The 19,972-nt window shown below is 60.1% G+C and carries 17 protein-coding genes and 3 pseudogenes; 8 read left to right on the top strand and 12 right to left on the bottom strand.

The genetic code is table 11. The features are described 5' to 3' along the window. Nucleotides 1-25: 25 nt before the first annotated feature. Together BN1800_RS22125 and BN1800_RS22120 are read left to right on the top strand one after the other, a co-directional pair. A complete protein-coding gene (locus BN1800_RS22125; RefSeq protein WP_027511485.1) occupies nt 26-364 on the top strand; it encodes a DUF2147 domain-containing protein in 339 nt (112 codons plus the stop codon). A gap of 45 nt (nt 365-409) precedes the next feature. After that, complete coding sequence (locus BN1800_RS22120; RefSeq protein ID WP_087001101.1) at nt 410-790, top strand: hypothetical protein; 381 nt, start codon at nt 410-412, stop codon at nt 788-790. An 80-nt stretch (nt 791-870) separates the two neighbouring features. Here BN1800_RS22120 and BN1800_RS22115 read toward each other — a convergent pair. Together BN1800_RS22115 and BN1800_RS42615 are read right to left on the bottom strand one after the other, a co-directional pair. Then, nucleotides 871-1,100 (bottom strand): annotated as a pseudogene (locus BN1800_RS22115) (DUF1214 domain-containing protein); the annotation flags it as partial. A gap of 46 nt (nt 1,101-1,146) precedes the next feature. After that, nucleotides 1,147-1,362: pseudogene (locus BN1800_RS42615) on the bottom strand (DUF1254 domain-containing protein); the annotation flags it as partial. A 159-nt stretch (nt 1,363-1,521) separates the two neighbouring features. Here BN1800_RS42615 and BN1800_RS22110 point away from each other — a divergent pair. Both BN1800_RS22110 and BN1800_RS22105 read left to right on the top strand, forming a co-directional pair. Beyond that, nucleotides 1,522-3,339 carry an adenylate cyclase gene (locus BN1800_RS22110; RefSeq protein ID WP_087001099.1) on the top strand — a complete coding sequence of 606 codons (1,818 nt, stop codon included), beginning with the start codon at nt 1,522-1,524 and terminating at the stop codon, nt 3,337-3,339. A 167-nt stretch (nt 3,340-3,506) separates the two neighbouring features. Then, nucleotides 3,507-3,780, top strand: a pseudogene (locus BN1800_RS22105) (DUF2092 domain-containing protein); the annotation flags it as partial. Nucleotides 3,781-3,794: 14 nt separating this feature from the next. Here BN1800_RS22105 and BN1800_RS22100 read toward each other — a convergent pair. The 4 genes from BN1800_RS22100 to BN1800_RS22085 form a co-directional block, all read right to left on the bottom strand. Then, on the bottom strand, nt 3,795-4,607 hold the full coding sequence (locus BN1800_RS22100; protein ID WP_087001097.1) for an ABC transporter permease: 813 nt from the start codon (nt 4,605-4,607) through the stop codon (nt 3,795-3,797). Next, nucleotides 4,607-5,863, bottom strand: a complete 1,257-nt coding sequence (locus BN1800_RS22095) for an ABC transporter permease (protein ID WP_087001095.1) — start codon at nt 5,861-5,863, stop codon at nt 4,607-4,609. Before BN1800_RS22095 ends, BN1800_RS22100 begins: the two co-directional genes overlap by 1 nt. 69 nt (nt 5,864-5,932) lie before the next feature. Next, the gene (locus BN1800_RS22090; RefSeq protein ID WP_027511479.1) at nt 5,933-6,982 is read right to left on the bottom strand and encodes an ABC transporter substrate-binding protein; all 1,050 of its coding nucleotides are present in this window, start codon (nt 6,980-6,982) and stop codon (nt 5,933-5,935) included. A gap of 52 nt (nt 6,983-7,034) precedes the next feature. Beyond that, nucleotides 7,035-8,117, bottom strand: a complete 1,083-nt coding sequence (locus BN1800_RS22085; RefSeq protein ID WP_087001093.1) for an ABC transporter ATP-binding protein — start codon at nt 8,115-8,117, stop codon at nt 7,035-7,037. Between the two features lie 240 nt (nt 8,118-8,357). Between BN1800_RS22085 and BN1800_RS22080 the strand changes: the two genes are divergently transcribed. Together BN1800_RS22080 and BN1800_RS22075 are read left to right on the top strand one after the other, a co-directional pair. Next, on the top strand, nt 8,358-9,752 hold the full coding sequence (locus tag BN1800_RS22080) for an aminotransferase-like domain-containing protein (RefSeq protein WP_087001091.1): 1,395 nt from the start codon (nt 8,358-8,360) through the stop codon (nt 9,750-9,752). Next, nucleotides 9,752-11,074, top strand: coding sequence for an NAD(P)/FAD-dependent oxidoreductase (locus BN1800_RS22075; protein ID WP_179213855.1), 1,323 nt, complete (start codon nt 9,752-9,754; stop codon nt 11,072-11,074). Before BN1800_RS22080 ends, BN1800_RS22075 begins: the two co-directional genes overlap by 1 nt. A gap of 276 nt (nt 11,075-11,350) precedes the next feature. On the opposite strand, the gene BN1800_RS22070 is transcribed toward BN1800_RS22075, so the two are convergent. Both BN1800_RS22070 and BN1800_RS22065 read right to left on the bottom strand, forming a co-directional pair. After that, nucleotides 11,351-11,830, bottom strand: coding sequence for a chemotaxis protein CheW (locus BN1800_RS22070; protein WP_087001089.1), 480 nt, complete (start codon nt 11,828-11,830; stop codon nt 11,351-11,353). Continuing rightward, nucleotides 11,830-13,620, bottom strand: coding sequence for a methyl-accepting chemotaxis protein (locus BN1800_RS22065; RefSeq protein ID WP_087001087.1), 1,791 nt, complete (start codon nt 13,618-13,620; stop codon nt 11,830-11,832). The genes BN1800_RS22070 and BN1800_RS22065 overlap by 1 nt, the downstream gene beginning before the upstream one ends. Nucleotides 13,621-14,135: 515 nt before the next feature. On the opposite strand from BN1800_RS22065, the gene BN1800_RS22060 reads away from it, so the two are divergent. Further along, on the top strand, nt 14,136-14,456 hold the full coding sequence (locus tag BN1800_RS22060; RefSeq protein WP_087001084.1) for a hypothetical protein: 321 nt from the start codon (nt 14,136-14,138) through the stop codon (nt 14,454-14,456). Nucleotides 14,457-14,815: 359 nt separating this feature from the next. On the opposite strand, the gene BN1800_RS22055 is transcribed toward BN1800_RS22060, so the two are convergent. The 4 genes from BN1800_RS22055 to BN1800_RS22040 all read right to left on the bottom strand — a co-directional run bounded on the left by BN1800_RS22055 (nt 14,816) and on the right by BN1800_RS22040 (nt 19,162). Further along, nucleotides 14,816-16,021: a M14 family metallopeptidase gene (locus BN1800_RS22055; protein ID WP_087001142.1), complete on the bottom strand. Its 1,206-nt coding sequence runs from the start codon at nt 16,019-16,021 to the stop codon at nt 14,816-14,818. 551 nt (nt 16,022-16,572) lie between these two features. Then, complete coding sequence (locus tag BN1800_RS22050; protein WP_280173967.1) at nt 16,573-17,019, bottom strand: YbaY family lipoprotein; 447 nt, start codon at nt 17,017-17,019, stop codon at nt 16,573-16,575. 88 nt (nt 17,020-17,107) lie between these two features. Further along, entirely contained in the window at nt 17,108-18,721 is a 1,614-nt protein-coding gene (locus BN1800_RS22045; protein ID WP_087001080.1) for an alpha/beta hydrolase, read from the bottom strand. Between the two features lie 135 nt (nt 18,722-18,856). Beyond that, nucleotides 18,857-19,162 carry a hypothetical protein gene (locus BN1800_RS22040; protein ID WP_087001140.1) on the bottom strand — a complete coding sequence of 102 codons (306 nt, stop codon included), beginning with the start codon at nt 19,160-19,162 and terminating at the stop codon, nt 18,857-18,859. Between the two features lie 262 nt (nt 19,163-19,424). Between BN1800_RS22040 and BN1800_RS22035 the strand changes: the two genes are divergently transcribed. Continuing rightward, a complete protein-coding gene (locus tag BN1800_RS22035) occupies nt 19,425-19,943 on the top strand; it encodes a DUF1269 domain-containing protein (RefSeq protein WP_087001078.1) in 519 nt (172 codons plus the stop codon). Nucleotides 19,944-19,972: the final 29 nt, after the last annotated feature.

Raw genomic sequence — 19,972 nt, 5'->3', positions numbered from 1 at the left:
GCGGTCGGCAACCGAAGGAGCTCCTATGAAACGCATCATCTTCATTGCCGCCGCACTCGCGATTACCACCACCGTCGCCCATGCCGGAGACCCGATCATCGGCAACTGGAAGACTGAGCTCGGCGACACCGCCGCCATCGCTCCATGTGGCGCCGGCTACTGCATCACGTTGAAATCGGGCAAGCACGCGGGCAAGCAGATCGGCACTTTCAGCGGCAAGGATGGCAGCTATTCAGGCAAGATCACCGATCCCGATGCCAACAAGACGTACGACGGCTCGCTGACAGTCTCCGGCAGTGCGTTGAAGATGAAAGGCTGCGTCCTCAAGGTCGTCTGCGAATCGCAGACCTGGCCCCGTCTCTAAGGGAACCAACCTCACCCCCCTCTCGCACGAAACGAGGACAAGCAGATGAAACCTCTGTTACTCATGCTGAACGTTGCAACCGTCGTCGTAACCCTCGTCCTCGCGGGCGCACCGGTCTTGTCGGCGATTCCCGCCGAGGCCCGCCAGGCTGCCGCAGCCTGTGGCCGCCATGGTTGCGCGGCTGCCGCATGCGGCCCCCGAGGATGCGCTGCCGCTGCCGCCACCCGTCGGCCACGTGGTGTCGTGGTCCTCAGTCCAAACCGTTACTGGAGGCCCGGTGGAGCGATCGCAGCGGGTGCTGCCGTAGGCTTCCTCGCAGGCGCAGCCGCAGCGTCCGTCGCGGGGTCACCGCCGCAGTCAGGCTATTGCTGGTACTATACGAATAGTGCCCGCACGACAGGTTTCTGGGATGTCTGCCCGAACTGACCCAAAGGTCTCCGCTGCCCGAACCGGGGGTATGATAAGAGGTCCGCACGTCGCCGCGGACCTCTTATATTGTTTCAGCCTCAGGGAACCAGTTCGATCTCGCTTAACCGCCATTCCTTCGTGAAGAACGGCTCGAGCGGCCTGTAAAGGCGCAGGAGCGTGAACCCGCCCTGCCTGGCATCTTCTGAATCCAGTTGCCGCGTTTCACGCCCTCCGGCTGCTCCGGACCGAAATAGATCGTCGTAGAGCCGTCCGCGTCGGCCGCGGCAGCGGGCGATGGGCATGTTTGGCTGCCGGCACGCGGGTATCGCAACAACCTTGCGACGGAGAGGCGGACGAAACCCGCTTCTTCTATGCTGAATTATCTCGACGTTCGGCATGTCGTCGGGAATGAGGGCGGATAAGCGCGAGCGTGAACGGCGCCGTCAATTGGAAGACCTTCTTGATCCTTATCGGCGTTTCACCTTTCCAATCGGGGCCGACCACCAGTCGCCCGCCTCGGTCCCCGTGGCGCACGTGCCGATATAGCCGAAATTGTGGGTGTTGCCGTCGACCCACATGCCCCGATACATGTACCCACCACTGCGGTAGTGAATCGGATCAGCTCAACAATAACGTTCATGAAGGCTTGCTATGTTTCTGGACGGGGCCGCCTTGGTGGCGTAGGTTACACCGGGCACGCTAACTAAATCTGTGATTGCTGCGCCTGAGGGTGTGAGGGGGAGCGAGTTATGGACACCTCTGTGACAGACGCGTCCGGGGACGCGGAGCCGTTACCATGTCCGTCGCCGGGTCCGGACGAGATTCGCGCGCAACTCGCACGCATTATTTCCAGTCCGGAGTTTCCGAAAGCCGGGCGTGGCGCAGCGTTTCTAACCTTCGTTGTCGAGGAGGCACTGTCTGGCCGCGCACAGCGCCTGAAGGGCTATACCGTCGCGGTCGAGGTGTTCAAGCGCAGCGATGGCTTCACCCAGGACGATCCTGTCGTCCGCATCGAAGCGGGGCGGCTGCGGCGCACCCTCGAGCGCTACTATCTCGTCGCCGGACAGCGCGATCCCATCAAGATCGACATCCCAAAAGGCGGTTATGCTCCGTCTTTCGCATGGAACGATGCGGCGATCACGGACCGCAAGGAAGCCGCAGTCGAGAACCCCGGCAAGCGCCCTGGCCAAGGCTGGCTGCGGCCCCGGTTGCCGATCCTTGCTGGTCTCGTCGGTGTCGTCTGCACGGCGGCGCTCACGTATTGGGCAACCGACCGTTTCGTCGCCGGCGCGAGACAGTCCAACGTCACCGAGGCGCCTGACGAACCGACCCTGGTGATCGCACCCTTCGCCAATCTCGGTGATGGTCCGCAGGCCGAGCTATATACCGTGGGATTGACCGAGGAGTTGCTGACCGCACTGCCCCGGTTCAAGGAGATCAGAGTGTTCGGGCGCGAGACGTCGAAATCGCTGCCACCGGAAGTGCAGGCGTCGGAAGTGCGTGGGGGGCTCGGCGCTCGCTATCTGCTCGCTGGCGGCGTCAGGGTGTCAGGCCCGAGGGTTCGGGTGACGGCTCGGCTTGTCGACACATCGGACGGTGCGATCCTCTGGTCGCAGAACTACGATGACGATCTGACCACGCGAGAGCTGTTCACCATCCAGTCCGACGTCGCAAGCAAGGTCGCCACGGCCGTCGCCCAGCCTTACGGCATCATTGCGCAGGCCGTGACGGCCAATCCTCCCCCGGACGACCTTGGCGTCTACGACTGCACCCTTCGCTTCTACGCCTACCGCGCAGAACTCAGTCCGGAAACGCATCTGACGGCACGTGCTTGCCTGGAAAGCGCCGTCGCACGCTACCCGACCTATGCGACGGCATGGGCCATGCTGTCTATCGCCTATCTCGATGAAGACCGCTTCAGGTACAACCTGAAGCCTGGCCAGCCAGCGCCGATGGAACGGGCGCTGAGCGCTGCCCGTCGCGCGATCGACATCGAACCGCGTAACACGCGCGCGCTTCAATCTCTGATGATTGCCTTGTTCTTCAACCAGCAACTGACCGAAGCGCTCGAGGTCGGCGACGAGGCACTGGCGACCAATCCCAACGACACGGAACTGCTGGCAGAGTTCGGGACGCGGGTTGCCATGTGCGGGCAGTGGAGGCGGGGGGCGGATTTGCTTGATCGGGCGCTTGCACTGAACCCTGGTGGGGCCGGTTACTATAACGGGACACGCGCGCTTGCCGCCTATATGCTCAACGATCACGAAAAGGCGGTGAGCCTAATCCGGAAAGCCGACCTGCAGAAGTTCCCTCTGTTTCATGCCGTTGCAGCCGCAATCTATGCCGAGGCCGGCCTGATCGACGATGCGAAGCGCGAGGGAGAGGTCTTCATGAAGATGCGTCCTGAGTACATCCGCGACGTCATCGAAGAGAACAGGAAGCGCAACATCCAGCCGAAGGACAATATCCGCATGATCGCCTCGCTTCGCAAGGCTGGCCTGCCCGTGCCGGGTGCAGTGGACGTCGAAGCCAGGCTCCTGGCGTCCCCCGCGTCAAACGGCTTCTGAGCCCTTTGGCCGCCTCGCCGTATGGACGGATTCCACGGGTTCCACTGCCCAGTGTATACCAGATGCTACGGCGTTTCGCTCTATCTGCTCGTAGAGTTTCGCCGATGACAGTCGTCAGTCGGCGATTGCCGCATGCCACGCAACGAGAGGCATAGGCCGGAGAAGAGGTGGCCAAGATCCTGCTCAAGGCGATGTCCGACTATCTCGCCTCGCAGCAGGCGATTTCATTTGCCCTATGACACCAATCTCGAAGTCGTCACCAAGGATCACCGGAAGCTGTTGCTGGCCGGTTCCGGCAAGATCGAGTTGGGACGGCCGGATAAGTTGCGTGCGACACGAATGGGCGGCTTCGCCAAAGTCGAGATGGTCTTCGACGGCGAGACCGTGGCGCTGTTCGGCAAGGACGCTAATCTCTACACGCAGGTCGAGGTCCCCGGCACAGGTTTTTCTGTTGCTCACATCAGCTTTTGCCGTTCCGCCCTGCGCTGCAGCCACTGGATGGTGGCGAGGAACAGTGTCGAAAACAGGATCAGCAGCGTCGCAACGGCAGCAATGGTGGGGCTGAGAGTCTCGCGCACGCCGCTCCACATCTGACGGGGGAGGGTGCGTTCCTCGGAGCCGGCGATGAAGAGCGCAATCACCACCTCATCGAAGGACGTGACGAAGGCAAACAGTGCCCCTGACACGACACCCGGCGCGATGATCGGCAGCATGATGCGCAGCACCGCTTCAACCGGCGTCGCGCCGAGGCTCGCGGCGGCGCGCATCAGATTGTGATCGAAACTGGCGAGCGTTGCCGTCACGGTGATGACGACAAAGGGTGCTCCGATTGCGGTATGGGCAAGGACCAAACCGGTCAGGCTGTTAAGTAGACCGACCGCAGCAAAGGCATAGTAGATGCCGACCGCCGAGACGATGACGGGAACGATCATTGGCGAAATCAGGATGGCGGTCAGCGTCGCGCGAAAGGGGCAGTCCGGCCGGCTGAGGCCAATGGCCGCCAGCGTGCCGAGCGCGGTTGACAACAGCGTCGCGCAGACAGCGACGATGATGCTGTTTTTCAGGGCCAGTTGCCACACGTCGGAGGAAAAGAACTCCTCGTACCAGCGCAGCGACAGGCCGGGCATCGGATAGGTGAAGAAGGGTTCCGCGTTGAAGGACAACGGCACGATCGCGATGATCGGTGCGATCAGGAAGAGGACCACGGCACCGCCGGCAAGCCAAAGCAATACCGGGAAGAGGCGGGTGAAAGAGAGCGAGTGGTTCATCAGCCTATCCTCAGACGGTCGATACCGACGACGCGGTTGTAGATGGCGTAAAGGATGAGCACCGCGACGAGGAGAATGGCGCTGAGTGCTGCGGCCATGCCCCAATTGGTCACCTGGTTGGAGTAGTAGGCGATGTAATAGCTGACCATCTGGTCGCGCGGGCCGCCGACGAGCGCCGGGGTGATGTAATAGCCGAGCGCCAGGATGAAGACGAGCAACCCGCCGGCGCTGACGCCCGGCATGCTCATCGGCAGATAAATCCGCCAGAAGGCCGATAGTGGCGGCGCACCGAGCGATGAGGCAGCGCGCAGATAGACCGGCGGAATGCTTTTCATGACACTGTAGATCGGCAGCACCATGAAAGGCAGGAGGATATGGGTCATAGCGATCAGCACGCCGATGCGGTTGTAGATCAGCTCCAGCGGCTGCGATGGATTGATGATGCCGAGCCAGGCAACAGCGGAGTTGACCACGCCGCGGCTCTGCAGCAGCACGACCCAGGCGCTGGTGCGCACCAAAAGGGACGTCCAGAAGGGCAGGAGCACGAGGATCAACAGAGTATTGGCGACAGCCCCTTTCGAGCGGGCGATCAGCGCTGCCAGCGGATAGCCGAGCAGCAGGCAGAGCAATGTCACGGAGGCGCTGACGGCGAAGGTGCGCAGGAGCACGTCGACATGCACGGCGTTTTCGGGGGCGATACCGGCAATCGCGCCGGCCTCGTTGCGGCTCATGTCGAGGGCTGCGAGCAGGTAGAAATCGGTCAGCTCCGGAATCGCCTGCTTCAAGATCAGCCAGTAGCGTGGTGTGCCCCATTGCTCATCGATGGCGATGAAGGCGTCCTTGTAGGGCGCGTCGGCATTGCGGATCGTACGTGCCGTCTTCAGCAGCATCGAGCGCATGCCGGTTTCGTAATAGTTGAGTCGTTTGGCGACCTCGGCCACATCGTCGCGCGGCGATGCCTTCAGGTCGGCGGCGAAGGCGGCATAGATCGTCTCGTCAGGTACGGCCTCGAGATTCCAGGAGGCAAGTGCGGCTACGGTGCTCGGCAGCGTCCGCGCCACGTCGCTGTTGTCGACGCTTCGCGTCAGAAGCATGCCGATCGGCAGGACAAAGATCGTCAGCAAAAAAAGCATCAGCGGTGCGACCAACAGCAGCGCTCTCAGTTGGCCCTTGCGCCGCAGACCACGCAGCCGGCGGGTGAGGGTGGCCGTGTCGACTGCATTCCGGACGACTTCATCTGTGAGCGTGATCGCCATGGCAAGCGCCTTCATTTGTAAAGAAGGAGGCGGGCAGGCCCGGGAGGAGAGGCCTGCCCGAAGAGAGGATTACTGCGCCAGCCACTTGTTGAAGCGCTCGGTCAGCTCCTCGTCATGATCGGCCCAGAACTCCGCAGAAACCACGAAAGCAGTCTTGGTGTTTTCCGGAGCTGTCGGAAGGTCAGGCAGGATGTCGGCCGGAACCTTGGCAATCGCGGCCTTCAGCGTCGGGCCATAGGAGATGTACTGTGACTGCCGGGCCATAACGTCCGGGTTCATCGTATAGGCGATGAACTTATCGGCCGTCTCCTTGTGCTGCGAACCCTTCGGCTGAGCCCAGAGGTTGAAGTCCATGCCCTGGCCGTCCCAGACAATCTTGAAATCCTTGCCGCTGTTCTTGACGGCATCGTAGATGCGGCCGTTCCAGGCGGTTGTCATCAGCACTTCGCCGTCGGCCAGAAGCTGCGGCGGCTGCGCGCCGGCCGTCCACCAGACTTTCACGTCCTTCTTGATCGTGTCGAGTTTCTTGAAGGCGCGATCGACGCCTTCCGGCGTGCCAAGTACGTCGTAGACTTCGGCGGGCGCGACGCCGTCGGCGATCAGCGCGAATTCGAGCGTCGTCTTCGGCGCCTTGCGCAGCGCGCGGGGTCCGGGGAACTTCTGCGTGTCGAACAGGTCGGCCATGGTCGTCGGGCCGCCATTTGGGAATTTTGCGGCGTCATAAGCGTAGATCGTGCCGAAAACGATCGTCGCTGCGGCACAATCCATAGCAGCGCCTTCGATGAAGGCTTCCTTGCCGCCGAGCTTGGAGTAGTCGATTTCGTCGAGCCATCCTTCATCGCAACCCTGCAAGGCATGCCCCGGCTCGACATCGACGACATCCCAGGTGACCTGGCCGGTTTCGACCATACCCTTCAACTTGGCGGTCGAGCCATCCCATTCGTCCTGGAGAATCTTGTCTCCGGTTTCCTTGGAGAAGGGCGTAAAGAAAGCCTGCTCCTGGCTTTTGGTGTAGGCGCCGCCCCAGGACGTGACCGTCAACGTCTCCTCTGCGAGTGCGGGTGCGATCATGGCGAGGGAAAGCACGGATGTTTGAAGCAAAAGCGATATGCGGTTCATTTTCAGTTCCCCTGTTCTGGTTGAATTCAGTCAGTCGCGACGGACGTTATGCTTAGGATAGAGCCAATGCCCGGCAGTCCTCCGGCGCCCAGCCGATGCCAATCTCGGCGCCCGATGCCTGAAAGCTGTGTGCCTGCGTTGCGGGCACCTTCACCCGCACGTCGTCGCAGCCGCAGGCCCGGAGGCGCAGCCGCAGGTGGTCGCCGTGATAGATCAGTTCATCGATCTTGGCCGTGAAACAGTTTGGACTTCCGAGTGCAGGCGATAGTGTGATGCGTTCGGGCCGCAGCACCAGCGTCGTTCGGGCTCCCTGCTTCAGCCCCTCGCCGGCCAGTGCTGCGATAACCGAGCCGTCGGTCGTTCTGATCCGGCAATTCTGTCCGGAAAGCTCGACCACTTCGCCGGCAATCGCATTGTTCTCGCCGATGAAGGTGGCGACGAACGGGTTGGCCGGTGTTTCGTACAGAGCATGCGGTGAGGCGACCTGTTGCAACGTGCCGTCATTGAAGACACCAACGCGGTCGGACATGGTCAGCGCTTCGCTCTGGTCGTGTGTTACATAGACGACATTGATGCCGAGGCGGCCGTGCAGATGCTTGATTTCTAGTTGCATATGCTCGCGCAGTTGTTTGTCGAGAGCGCCAAGCGGCTCATCCATCAGGACAAGCTGCGGCTCGAACACCAGCGCGCGGGCCAGCGCAATGCGTTGCTGTTGGCCGCCGGAAAGCTGGTTGGGCCGCCGCGTCTCAAAACTTGCCATGCGAACCATATCCAGCGCGCGGCGGACGCGTTCTGTTAGTTCTGCCTTGCCATGCCGCCGCATTTTCAAGGGGAAGGCCACGTTTTCGCCGACGGTCATGTGCGGGAAGAGGGCATAGTTCTGGAAGACGACGCCGATATTGCGGCGGTGCGGCGGCACGCTGTCGATGCGATTGCCGTCGAGTGTGATGGTGCCGTGGGTCGGCGCCTCGAACCCGGCAAGCATCATCAGCGTCGTTGTTTTGCCCGAGCCGGAAGGTCCGAGCAGGGTGAGAAACTCGCCCTGCGCAACATGCAAATCGAGCCCGCGCACGACGTAGCTCTTGCCGTCATAGGATTTGCGCACGCCCTCGAAGGCGATGAAACGCTCGGTCATGAGATATTCTCCAGTCACCGGCCGGGTTCGTTGCCGTTTGTCTCGGTGTTTGTTCGATATTGTCTCGCTCGCAGTTGTTTTGTCAAGCCACACAAATAATTTTGTCCGGCGAGTGAGTACCCTCTCGAAATTTGCTGTAAAAAATGGTAACAGCGAGGAAATAACGTGAAACACACGAAAGAATGCATTCGCTTGGTCTGGCGGATGGTCTCAGATGCGGAAGTTTGTATGATACGGATAATGGATAAAAACCATACAAAGAGCGCTGATCCGAAGCGACAGCCACGCAGGCCGGCCTATCTGGAGCTTGCCAGCGAGATCGAGGCCAAGATCCGCTCCGGTGAGCTTTCGCCCGGAAGCCAGTTGCCGCCCCAGCGTGACCTCGCGAAGGAGCGCTCGGTCAATGTCTCGACCGTGACAAAGGCCTATCGCGAGCTGCAGAACCTTAACCTGGTCGTCGGCAGCACGCGTCGCGGCACGATCGTGATGACGGAAGGTGCGATGCCGCGTGTCGACCGCGCGACGACGCCTGCCGGTATCATCGACCTCACCGTCAACCGCCCGGCGGTCGATGATTTCCAGAAACGGCTGGCTGAAACACTGCCTAAGCTTTCCGCCGATCCCCGCTTCAGGGAACTACAGGAATATCAGCCACCGGAAGGGGCCGCCTGGGCACGTGCCGCTGGCCGACGCTGGATCGCGCTCAACGGCTTCGAACCTTCCGCCAATGATATTGTCGTCACCAGCGGTGCGCAGCACGCGCTATTGGCGGCAATCAGTAGCCTGATTGAGCCGGGCGACGTGATCGTCTCGGACCGGCTCACCTATTATGGCCTGAAGGCGCTCGCACAGATGTTCCGTTTCCGGATCGTCGGTATCAGCAGCGACGATGAGGGCATGTCCGCGGTCGAACTCGACGAAGTTTGCCGCCGGGAAACGGTTCGGGCGGTATTCACCGTTCCCTCGATGCACAATCCAAGCGTCGTGACGATGAGCGAGGCGCGGCGTCGCGAACTTGTCGCCGTCGCTGAGCGCCGCGATGTGGCGATCATCGAGGACGATGTCTATGGACCGATGCTTGGTGCGCGCGCGCCGGCTCTCGCCACGCTTGCGCCGGAGCGGACTTACCATATCTCGGCCCTGTCCAAGGCCCTGGCGCCGGGCTTGCGGGTCGGCTATCTGACCTGCCCGCCGGGCCTTGCGCAGGTGACCGCGGAAGCGGTGCGCACCACCGCCTGGATGCCGGCGCCGTTGCCGCTCCTGATTGCAAGCCGATGGTTGGAGGATGGCACCGCCAACGCCATTCTGAAGGCCCAGCTTGCCGAACTGTCGCCACGCCACGCGCTTGTGACGACCATCCTTTCGGGCCAGTCATTTGCATCGGACCCGCGCTGCATGTTCATCTGGCTACGATTGCCAGCACCCTGGCGGGCGGAGGATTTCACCGCCAACCTGCGGGCCCACGGCGTCGCCGTCATGCCCGCCGCGGCCTTTGCCTGTGACAGGCAGCCGGTCGAGCATGCCGTCCGCGTCAATATCGGTTGTGCTTCCTCGCGGGAGGAACTGGCGACGGCGCTACGCATCATCGCCTCCACGCTCGCCGATCGCCCCCGCGCGCTGATCGGGCATGTCTGATGCAGGAGCCGGGCGCGATAGGTTTGGGATTGCTGCCCTTGCCCGAAACGGAACGACGGCATGTGCTTGTGATCGGCGCCGGTCTTGTCGGCCTCAGTTCAGCGCTATGGCTGCAGAAGGCTGGCCATCGTGTCACGCTCGTCGACCGTGAACCACCGCTTGGCAACGCATCCTTCGAACAGGCCTGTTCCTACGGCAATGCCTGTACGGTCGCGCCCCACAGCGTCGTGCCCGTGGCGACGCCTGGCGTTGCTTGGCGCGTCCCTGGGATGCTTCTCAACCCGCTTGGCCCGCTGGCCATCGTCTGGCGCTACCTGCCGCATCTGTCGCCTTGGCTGCGTGCATTTCTGGCATCAAGCGGCACGGTCGAAGTCGAGCGGATCGCAACTGTGCTTTCCAACCTCCTTGCGCAATCGGATGCCGCATGGCGCCCGCTCATCGACGAGTCAGGCGCGCAAGCGCTGGAGCGACGTGACGGTTGCCTCTATCTTTATAAGACAGAGGCGCAGTTTCAGGCAGCGGAATCGGAAGCCAGCTTTCGCGAGCGGCATGGCGTCGCCCTAGATCGGTTGGACAAGGCAGCAATTCGTGACCTGGAACCCAATCTCGCTCCTCTTTACCAACGCGGCGTCCTGTTTCGCGACGCCTATACGTTTTCAAGCCCCAGACTGTTGGCGTTTGCCCTTGCTGAGGCGATAGTCAGGCGGGGCGGTACGTTTGTTGGCGGCGAAGCCAGCGGGCTTGAGGCGACAGAGACGGGTATCCGCGTTTGGGTTGCCGGCGGTGAATTACATGCCGATCATGCTGTGGTTGCCGGCGGTGCCTGGTCGCGCGCACTTGCCAGGAAGATAGGCGATGATGTTCTGCTCGATACAGAACGAGGTTATCACGTTCTGTTTCCTGCTGCGGGGGCTCTCCTGAAACGCCCGGTCTGCTATCCGGAACACGGTTTTTACATGACGCCGATGGCCGATGGGTTGCGCGCAGCCGGCACGGTGGAGCTTGGAGGTCTTAAAGCGCCGCCCAATCGCGGCCGCACGGCGATGATCCGCAACGGGGTGCAAACCCTTTTGCCAGCGGCTGGGGAAGGCACGAGGGAATGGCTCGGCTTTCGTCCGTCCATGCCGGATTCCCTGCCGGTTGTCGGCAATTCGCCGACATCGCCGAATATGACCTATGCGTTCGGGCATGGCCATCTGGGGCTGACGCTCGCGGGCATCACTGGCCTGCTGGTGGTCGATCTTATCTCGAAAAGGAAGCCAGCAATAGATCTCAGCCCATTGCGCCCGGATCGGTTTAGCCGTTTTGGCGGACGGAGGTAACGCGCGCCCTGCAATCCTCTTTGCCAAAGCGACCGAGGTGTTTCGCTAGGTTCAATCTACAGGTCGGTGCCACATGGCCTGTTTGAGGTGCTGCTGATCCGCATGGGTCCCGAAGGACTCGCCGATTTCATGAAGGTTCTTTCCACCCCGGCTTATCCGGTCCTGGGGGGTGGGAACTGGTCAAGCGACCCGCGCCTTGGGAGCCCGGCTACGTTGCAGGCGATGAGAACCTTGTCCTTATCGATGGCCTGACCAGTTCCCTTCCCAAAAGCCGGCCTACGCTGCGTAGGCTTCTGTATCGTTAGCCCGGAACATCTGGGCCAGATTGAGAAAGCAGATCATCCCGTTCTCTTGCGTAATGATTCCGTCGGAGAAGCCACGATCAAACGAAGTGACGATTTCAGGGATTGCCTGAATCTGGCTCGCCTTGACCGTCAGAATGTCGGAGACTTGGTCAACCAGCAAGCCGACGATCATCGTGTGGATCTCAGCGACAATAATCGCGCTCCGCTCGTTCGGGACGGTCGGCATCATTTCAAGTTTGGTCGCCAGATCGATGATCGGGATCACGACGCCGCGCAGGTTCATCACTCCAAGCATTTCACGGGGGGAGCGGGGAACCGGAGTGGAGGGTGACCAGCCGCGAATCTCGCGGATGATCTTGGTCAGAACGCAGAACTCCTGACCTTGAAGCCGGAAGGCGATTATTTCCATCTGCTTGTTATCGAGACTGATCGAAGGCTCCATCTGCGACATCAAAACTCATCCCAGCTGTCGCCGCCCTTGAGCGCCGCATTGCCGTTGAATGCCTGGGCTACTTTGGCCGTCATCCGGCGAGCTGGCGATACCACAGGGCGCGAATGCTGGTTAACCGCAGCCGGCGCGGCACGATGTGTCGTCGCCCCTGTCCCGATATTGAATTGTTCCAGGAGCCCAAACAGCTGCTCTGCTTCCCTGGCGAGGCTGTGGGCGGCCGCGGTCGTTTCTTCGACCATGGCCGCATTCTGCTGTGTGCCCTGATCCATCGTGTTGACGGCCGTGTTGATTTCTTTGAGGCCCGTTGCCTGTTCCTTGGAGGCTTCGACGATGGCGCCGACGTTGCCATCCACCTGCACGACTTGTGTTACGATTTCCTGCAATGCCTTGCCGGTATTGCCGACCAATGCGACCCCGCTTTTTACATGCTCATTCGATGTATTGATCAGCTCCTTAATCTCTTTTGCCGCCTTGGCGGAACGCTGGGCAAGCTCGCGAACTTCTTGTGCGACGACAGCAAAGCCTTTGCCGGCGTCGCCTGCACGGGCTGCCTCAACACCGGCGTTGAGTGCCAGAAGATTGGTCTGAAAAGCGATCTCATCGATAACGCCGATGATGTTGGCAATTTCGCCTGCCGATTTCTCGATCTTGCCCATGGCTTCGACCGCTTGACCGACGACGTTGCCCGAGTGCTCGGCATTTTCCTTTGTCTTGCGCACGAGCTGGCCGGCTTCCTGGGCTCGGTGGCTGGAGTCGGTTACCGTCGTTGTGATTTCCTCAAGCGCCGCAGCGGTCTCCTCAACGGAAGCGGCCTGTTGCTCGGTGCGTTTGGAGAGATCGTTGGAGGCGGATTGGATCTGTTGCGATGCAGCGGCAATGGCGCCGGCGTTCTGGGAGACCGTCTGCAGTGTGACACGAAGCTTGGAAGAAGCCTCGTTGAAGTCTACTCTCAACTTCTCCAGCGAAGGCAGGAAAGGTGTGGCGAGGGTCTGCATCAGGTCGCCTTCCGACAGAGCCTTCAGGGAACTTGCGAGTTGGTCGACGTTGCCCACGCGTGTGGTGACGTCGGTCGCGAACTTCACGACCTTGAAGACCTTGCCGTTCATGTCGAAGATGGGGTTGTAGGAAGCCTGGATATAGGCCCTTTTACCACCTTTTCCGATGCGCATGAATTCGTCCGCAATGAATTCACCACCAGCAAGCCTTGCCCAAAAGCGCCTATACTCTTCGCTGTTTGCGAAGCTTGGCTCACAGAACATCGAATGATGCTTGCCCAGGACCTCTGACGGTTGATAGCCCAGCGTCTGAAGGAAGTTCTCGTTGGCGTTGAGAATATCGCCTTTCGGCGTGAACTCGATGACCGCCTGCGCACGCGAAATCGCGTCGAGCTTGCCGGCATCTTCAGCACTCTTCAGTTTTTGTTCGGTGATGTCGGTCGCGAATTTGATGACCTTATAGGGCTTTCCACCGCTGAACACCGGATTGTAGGAGGCCTCGATCCAGACCTCCCTGCCGCCCTTGCCAATCCGCTTGTACTGGCGACGGTCGAATTCTCCACGCGCGAGCTTTGCCCAGAAATCCTTGTAGTCAGAGGTGTCGGCTTCCGCCGGATCGACAAAAAGGCGGTGGTGCTGGCCAAGGATTTCGGACCGCTGATAACCAAGCGCCCGACAGAAGTTCTCGTTCGCGGTGATGATCGTGCCGTCTAGTTTGAACTCGATGATCGCCTGAGACTTGCTCATCGCTTCGAGAATGGCCTTTGCGTCAGCGCCGGCGCCAAATCCTAACATTTATTCCCCCAAAGCCTGTGGTTGGACGGGCAAGCGAGGTTCACGCGGCAAGCCACGAGCGACCATCATTCTTGATAGTACCAATTCTCCGATGAAGGAGTTTAAGATATGTGAATATTCGAATGATAGTGCTCGAATTTCGCACAAATCCAGTAATTCTTGTTCACTATCAAGTTGACGACAATCATAAAGCGCAGTGGGTCAAGTTTTACTCAACCTGATATACTTGCAGGCGCAAAAACAGGGTGAGTTGGATTACAGCTGGAGCTCAAGGAAACGAACGCGGAATTAGCCATGCGAAAGGGGCAAGCGCTACGAGCTTCTGCCGCGAAGGATGGTCCTCCGTAAAAAGATGGTCAATCAAGCATTTAGAGGGCCGCGACGCCGGCTGCGCGGTATAGAGATAGTACATGGGGCAAACTAGCTGGCGAGGCCGGATTTCCCTTTGCCGGAGGATCAGGGCGATTGCATTGGCGCATGTTCGGGGCGAGCATCGTCATGAATGGAGGCCCAGCATGCACGGGATCAACCTTGACGGCTTGAGTGAAGCAGACCTGATCGAGTTGCACGATAAGATCGTCGATCGGCTGCAGTTTCTGCATCAACAGAAGACAACCCGCGCGCTGCTTGAACTGGCGATCGGTGAGCGTGTGATGTTCGAAGACAATGACGGCCGGACGCAGGCAGGAATCGTGATCCGTAGAAACCGCAAGACGGTCACGGTGCACGGCGACAACGCCCGCCAATGGAATGTCTCACCGCAGCTGTTGCGAAAAGAAAAGCGTGCTGGGGAATTGCAGGGCGGCAAGCTCGTGCCCTTTTCGAGAAAGGTCTAAACTCCGGCCGGAGTAATGACGAACCCGACGGAGGCGGTATTGGCTTGCCGGGGTTCCAGCCGAGCCGATCGCCGAGATGGTGGTAACACGAGATGCGGAGCTTTTAGCATGTCTTCATCAGACCAAGCGATGACATCGCGGGCGATGCCACCGTCAAGCTTATGGTGTCGCCGGAGATCTTCCTCCGGATGACGAAAGCCCGCAGGGCGGTTTCGGAGGGTTGAATATCCGGTCGAACCTGCGCTGAAACCCGTTGATCATCGCGTCGGTGGGCGCTTCGACCTCTCTGTACTTCCGCAAGGTCGCTGGGCTCGACCATCCGACCGGGTTGGCTTTGCCGCGGCCGAGACTGCTTAAGATCACTCAGGGTAAGCCTCGACGCCCTCCGGCGGCGGCTTGTGGAAAAGGATGAATACAAGGGGGTTGGCGGGCTCGGACATTGCGTCGCTGCGCTGGCCCGTCACCTCTCCGGAAACGCCGCTTGTATATTCCGCGACAACCTCGCCGAAGCTGTTGCGCTGGATCGCCACCTTCTGCCCGGCTTCGACCTTGTCGTTGAGCTTGACCAGGTGCTCGACGATCCCGCCCTCTGTTGCCAGTATCGGGAACGCACTGTTGCCAATAAAAACACTCACGTCCTTGCCTGTGCGTCCCATAGGTCCAGCAATGATGCCGTGATGCTTGAGGACGTTCATCGTGCCTTCCACGAACAGCGAGATCATCTCGAGGTCCAAGACCCGTGCAGCGCCGATCTCCGGGCAAAAGGCCGGGATGCCCGCATCGACAAAAGCGTTGTGAAGGACACCGGGATACACATGACTGTCGAAGATCTGGCCGACTGGGTAGAGTTCCAACATCGCCTTGATCTCGGGTACGTCCATGCCGCCGATGTTGAATGCGGTGACATCGAAACCGCTTGTCCCGGTGTGGAAGTCGATTGCGGTGTCGGCGTTCGGCCGCAGCAGCCGGTTGAACAGGAGCCCGGCGTGCCGGCTGGGCGCGGTGGCGCCGTTCTCGTTCCCGGGCCATTCGCGGTTCATGTCGATGAGATCGCTGCCCCTGCCGAAATTGGGCCATCTGCGCTGCATGCCTTCGATGGCCGGGCGGGAGACGTCGGTAACCGCCATCACCGTGCCCGACATCTGCATCGGATCGAGCTGGTTCATCACGGTCTGGACCGTATGCATGGAACTCATCTCGTCGCCATGCACGCCGCTGGTCATGACGACGCGCTTGCCCGGCTTCGCCCCCTTGGCGACCGTCACGGAAACATACCAGTACTGTCCGGTGGGCATCTGCACGCCCTGAAAATACAAGTGGTGCTTCTGCCCGGCTTCCAGGTCGTCGGCGTCGAGCGCACTGACGACCTTTTTCCCCTGGATCATTTCGCCGGTATAGACCGTTCCTGGAGACCCACCGGATGCGGCGTCGGCAGACGAGGCCGCTGCGTCCTGTGCTTGCACCGAGCCAGCGTGGGTTGCGAGAGTGGCCGCGGCGCCGACCGTGGCGATGGATGCTATTAGCAGATCGCGACGGTCGAGGCCTTTTTTGGATTTGCCCGACATGATGAAGTCCTTTGTGAAATCTAGGTTAGGATGACGGACACTTAAATTTCCTGTCATGTCATGACTTAGCTCGATCGACATCTGAGCAATGGCAATGCCTGGACCCCGTTTGCAATAGCCGGTGGATCGTGGCTACAGTTTGAGGACAGCTCACAATGCCTGCATGTGTGAGCGCAAGCAGCGCATCGCCGCCGTTGTTGTTCTGTTACTTCCCACCTACCATCCAGATAATCAGCAATGGGATAGTCAACGCTAATCAGTTCCGTTTCAGTCGTTGAAGATAGCGTCTTCTGGCCGCCCTGCCATTGGCTCAGAATTCCAAAACTGTGCGTCTCGTCCTACATCAGACGATATTCTTCAAAGCGCTGCTCTCTTCTCGCGGCCTATCGCCCGATGTAGCCAGCGTCGCCGGGATGGCCGAGGGCGCGGCTAAGATAGGTGCCTCAGGTTGCGGCAGGATTGGAAGCGGATTTGATACCGGTCAATGCCATCGGCGCCGCAAAAAATAGACATGGGGGGAAGCCCGACGCCGCCATCGTCGCAAGGGATGCTCAAGTGCCGGCGACAAAGCCGCGGCGTGTCAGGCTTGTATTCGGCCTTGGAGTTGCAGAGGTGATGCCGAGCGGCAATGCCGCTGAGGTGGAGGAATCAGGCTCGTCGTGGTGGCGAACAAGGAGAAGCGACGGCTGCTTCTCCTCATTCCTGGGATCGAGCGGCAAGAGGACATCGCTCGTGAACCAGATCTTGCCGTCGGCTACGATCCGCGCCCGAAGTCCATGGTTGCGTCCTGCAGGAACCTGATCGGAAGCAACTGACAACGTGAAGGAGATCGGTACCTGGCCGGACGGCGAGACCGTGGTCGCGCCGAGCACCGACGACCCCGACAGTTCAAGGAGTCCCACCACCAACGTGCCGTCGTCGGGCAACAATATGCGTTCCCGATAGAACGCTTCCCCGGAAATTCTGAGGTCGGACGCGGACCCTGGGAAAGGAGACATGCAGATACAAGTCACGATCAACCCGAGCATGCCAAACCTACCGAACGGTCCCATGTCCTGATTCTTCCTTATTTCGACTTTCTTCCTGTCATTCGGTTCCGCGTCCGGTTCGGCGATTGGCGAAGAATGTCTTCAGCCGCAAGATGTCGTCGGCTGTTACGTTCGGCGGATCGGTCACCGCCACCCATCCGTCGATGTAGTGCTCCGGGGCGAACACGTGCCCGTAGCCCATTGGCGACGTTGTCGCGATTGCCATGTCGACCGCGAGCTGCAACATCGTGACGACTGGATACCACGCGATTTCCGTCGAGACGTCGGGGCCTCGTGGTGGACGGAGCCAGTCCGGCTCCCGGTATAATGTGGCAGTGTCGAAGAAGGTGATCGGGTCGCTGGCGTATTGGAGGTAGACGATCCGCATCGGTCCCCAGACAGCGCCGGGGATATCCAATGAGTTCTTCTGGTTCGTGAATCGAAAAACCGAGCCGCCGCGGAACCGCGGGAGCCATTCCGGTGTCCTTGGATCGCGGCCGTTCGTCACGGACCGCCAGGTTCTGCTCGGGAACGGAGGCCCGCTCCACAGAGCGCCCTGGAACGGGTCAGCAATAATATCGTACAGATCGGCCGATAGCTCGGAGTTCATGGCACCAAGGCTTAGTCCGTGGAGATAGAGCTTGGGGCGGCCGTCGCGTGGAAGCGTGATCCAGTAGTTGTAGACTGCGCGAAACAAGGCCACGGCTGTCTCGCTGCCGTAGTTGGGCTCGACGAGGAGTGATAGCCAGCTTGCAAGGTAGGAATACTGAACCGCGACGCTCGCCACGTCGCCTCGATGAAGGTACTCCACCGTATCAAGAGCGGCTGGATCGACCATCCCAGTCCCGGTCGGAACGACAATGATTAATATCGATCTCTCGAATGCGGCAGTCCGCTTGAGCTCCCGCAGGGCGAGCTCCGCCCGTTCCTCTGCGGTTCCGGCAGAATTCATTCCGACATAGACTCGGATCGGCTCAAGTGTTTCGCCGTAGAAGAAGTCCCGGATCATAGCCTCGGTAGGCCCCGACGAAACAAACCGGCGTCCCTGCCGCCCCAGATCGTCCCATGACACCTCAGACGGCGGGCTTCCAGTCTTTCCCGGTTGTGTGGGGCGGGGGATGTCGTCCTCCATCCGAGCATCGAGTTCCTGGAAGGAGGAATCCATCACCCTCAACGCCACCCTAAAGAGAATACCTTCGGCGGCGAACCAGAACAAGGTTGTGGCGACGATCGCACCGATCACATAGGAAATCCGCACGGGAACGAAGCGCTTGAATGTCATCGAGACTCGTACGAAGCAGAACCTGAAGAGACGCCCCAAAAGGACAAGCATTAGGAAAACAAGAGCCGCCACCAGTGCAGTCCGTAGTCGGCTGCCAGTCTCGACTGCTTCCAGTTCCATCAACAGCCGGACGGAGTTCTGCCAATCAGGCATTTTCCAAAGAGCCGCAAGCGCGGCTACCGCGCATGCGAGGACGGCCGCCGTAGCTATCACGCGCGCAGTCCGCACCTTCGCCGCTGGAAGCTGGAGGAAAGTCCATGTCGCGGCTACCGAAAGTCCGATGCCATACCCGAGCGCTGTCGCTAGCCCGGATAGTACTCCCTGAATGAGGTCGGTTCTCGGTATCATGCTGGGCGTCAGAGACCCGGCGAAAAACAACAGCGCCATCATTGCTCCCACGCGCGAGTGCAGCTTGAGCCTTTCGATCAATTGGGGCAATCGAGACACCTTCTGGATAGTCGCTTCCTCGCCTCAATGGCATACGACGACGAGCATAGGTTGCCGTGCGTGGCCGTAGGGAAGCCACTATCTCCTGATCGGCCGCATATCCACCACCCGCCCATCGCGCGAGTTCAATGCGACCTCGAACCGTCTTATGCCGAGCCAGGCCCGGTAGATGTAGAAGCGTCCCCGGCAATCGATGCGCCTGATATCGCGGAATCCCCGGAGGCGAAGTAGCCTCTCGCCTTGGGAGCAGGTGATCGACCTGCCATTGTTGAGACTTGTCCCTATGCGGATATTGACATCCACCGATTGCGCGAACGCGGGCTGGGTGACGAACGTCATCAGGATCAGTGCCAGGCGCAGCTTGGCGACAACAAAGTTGCCCATCGCGGCCTCCATCGATTGTGCCGATGGATGCATCATTCTCTGAGACTGTGGGTTGTCAAGGAAGACGGCGACCTGCTCCATGAATTGGGGACGCAACGTCAAGGTCGTGGATTCTCGGCTCATGACTGCTGCTACGAGAAGATTATGATCCGCGAAAAAGCAACCGCAAGGCCGGGTGGTCAATAGGAGGACCAGCGTTGATGGATCTGTTCGATGAGAAGTGGCGCGACGAATAGAACATCAACCTAGCGAAGGAGGCAACATGTCAGACCTGATCGTGATCGTCTATCCCACCGAATCAAAGGCTGAAGAGGTCCGCCAGCTCCTGCTCGGGCTGCAGCAGGAATACATCATCAAGCTCGGCGACGCCGTTATAGCTACGAAAACCGAATCTGGCAAAATCAAACTCAATCAGCTCATCAATACTACCGCGACCGGTGCCGCGTCGGGGAGCTTCTGGGGGATGCTGATCGGCGTTCTCTTTCTAAACCCGCTGGTAGGCGTAGCGGTCGGCGCTATGTCCGGGGCCATCAGTGGGGCCCTGAGCGACATTGGCATCAACGACGCCTTCATGCGACGGCTGGCTGAAAGCATCGAACCGGGCAACGCCGCCCTCTTCCTGCTCGTCCAGGACATGACGGGCGACAAGGTTCTGAAGCAAATCCAGGGCCATGGGGGCGTGGTACTACAGACATCGCTCGACGAGCAGAAGGAACAGGTGCTGCGCGAGGCGCTACAGCAGGCGACCGCTATCAGCAGTGACAAGGTTACTGCGACCTGAGGATGCCCTCTGTCGCAGGCCTATGTCGT

Source organism: Rhizobium sullae, from assembly GCF_900169785.1.
Taxonomy (GTDB): Bacteria; Pseudomonadota; Alphaproteobacteria; order Rhizobiales; family Rhizobiaceae; genus Rhizobium; species Rhizobium sullae.
This window is presented reverse-complemented; position numbering and strand designations above follow the sequence as displayed.

What these genes read in the sequence shown, in the direction of transcription:
- BN1800_RS22125 (WP_027511485.1), top strand. Translation starts at nt 26, where the DNA reads ATGAAACGCATCATCTTCATTGCCGCCGCACTCGCGATTACCACCACC.
- BN1800_RS22120 (WP_087001101.1), top strand. Translation starts at nt 410, where the DNA reads ATGAAACCTCTGTTACTCATGCTGAACGTTGCAACCGTCGTCGTAACC.
- BN1800_RS22110 (WP_087001099.1), top strand. Translation starts at nt 1,522, where the DNA reads ATGGACACCTCTGTGACAGACGCGTCCGGGGACGCGGAGCCGTTACCA.
- BN1800_RS22100 (WP_087001097.1), bottom strand. Translation starts at nt 4,607, where the DNA reads ATGAACCACTCGCTCTCTTTCACCCGCCTCTTCCCGGTATTGCTTTGG.
- BN1800_RS22095 (WP_087001095.1), bottom strand. Translation starts at nt 5,863, where the DNA reads ATGGCGATCACGCTCACAGATGAAGTCGTCCGGAATGCAGTCGACACG.
- BN1800_RS22090 (WP_027511479.1), bottom strand. Translation starts at nt 6,982, where the DNA reads ATGAACCGCATATCGCTTTTGCTTCAAACATCCGTGCTTTCCCTCGCC.
- BN1800_RS22085 (WP_087001093.1), bottom strand. Translation starts at nt 8,117, where the DNA reads ATGACCGAGCGTTTCATCGCCTTCGAGGGCGTGCGCAAATCCTATGAC.
- BN1800_RS22080 (WP_087001091.1), top strand. Translation starts at nt 8,358, where the DNA reads ATGGATAAAAACCATACAAAGAGCGCTGATCCGAAGCGACAGCCACGC.
- BN1800_RS22075 (WP_179213855.1), top strand. Translation starts at nt 9,752, where the DNA reads ATGCAGGAGCCGGGCGCGATAGGTTTGGGATTGCTGCCCTTGCCCGAA.
- BN1800_RS22070 (WP_087001089.1), bottom strand. Translation starts at nt 11,830, where the DNA reads ATGTCGCAGATGGAGCCTTCGATCAGTCTCGATAACAAGCAGATGGAA.
- BN1800_RS22065 (WP_087001087.1), bottom strand. Translation starts at nt 13,620, where the DNA reads ATGTTAGGATTTGGCGCCGGCGCTGACGCAAAGGCCATTCTCGAAGCG.
- BN1800_RS22060 (WP_087001084.1), top strand. Translation starts at nt 14,136, where the DNA reads ATGCACGGGATCAACCTTGACGGCTTGAGTGAAGCAGACCTGATCGAG.
- BN1800_RS22055 (WP_087001142.1), bottom strand. Translation starts at nt 16,021, where the DNA reads ATGTCGGGCAAATCCAAAAAAGGCCTCGACCGTCGCGATCTGCTAATA.
- BN1800_RS22050 (WP_280173967.1), bottom strand. Translation starts at nt 17,019, where the DNA reads ATGTCTCCTTTCCCAGGGTCCGCGTCCGACCTCAGAATTTCCGGGGAA.
- BN1800_RS22045 (WP_087001080.1), bottom strand. Translation starts at nt 18,721, where the DNA reads ATGATGGCGCTGTTGTTTTTCGCCGGGTCTCTGACGCCCAGCATGATA.
- BN1800_RS22040 (WP_087001140.1), bottom strand. Translation starts at nt 19,162, where the DNA reads ATGGGCAACTTTGTTGTCGCCAAGCTGCGCCTGGCACTGATCCTGATG.
- BN1800_RS22035 (WP_087001078.1), top strand. Translation starts at nt 19,425, where the DNA reads ATGTCAGACCTGATCGTGATCGTCTATCCCACCGAATCAAAGGCTGAA.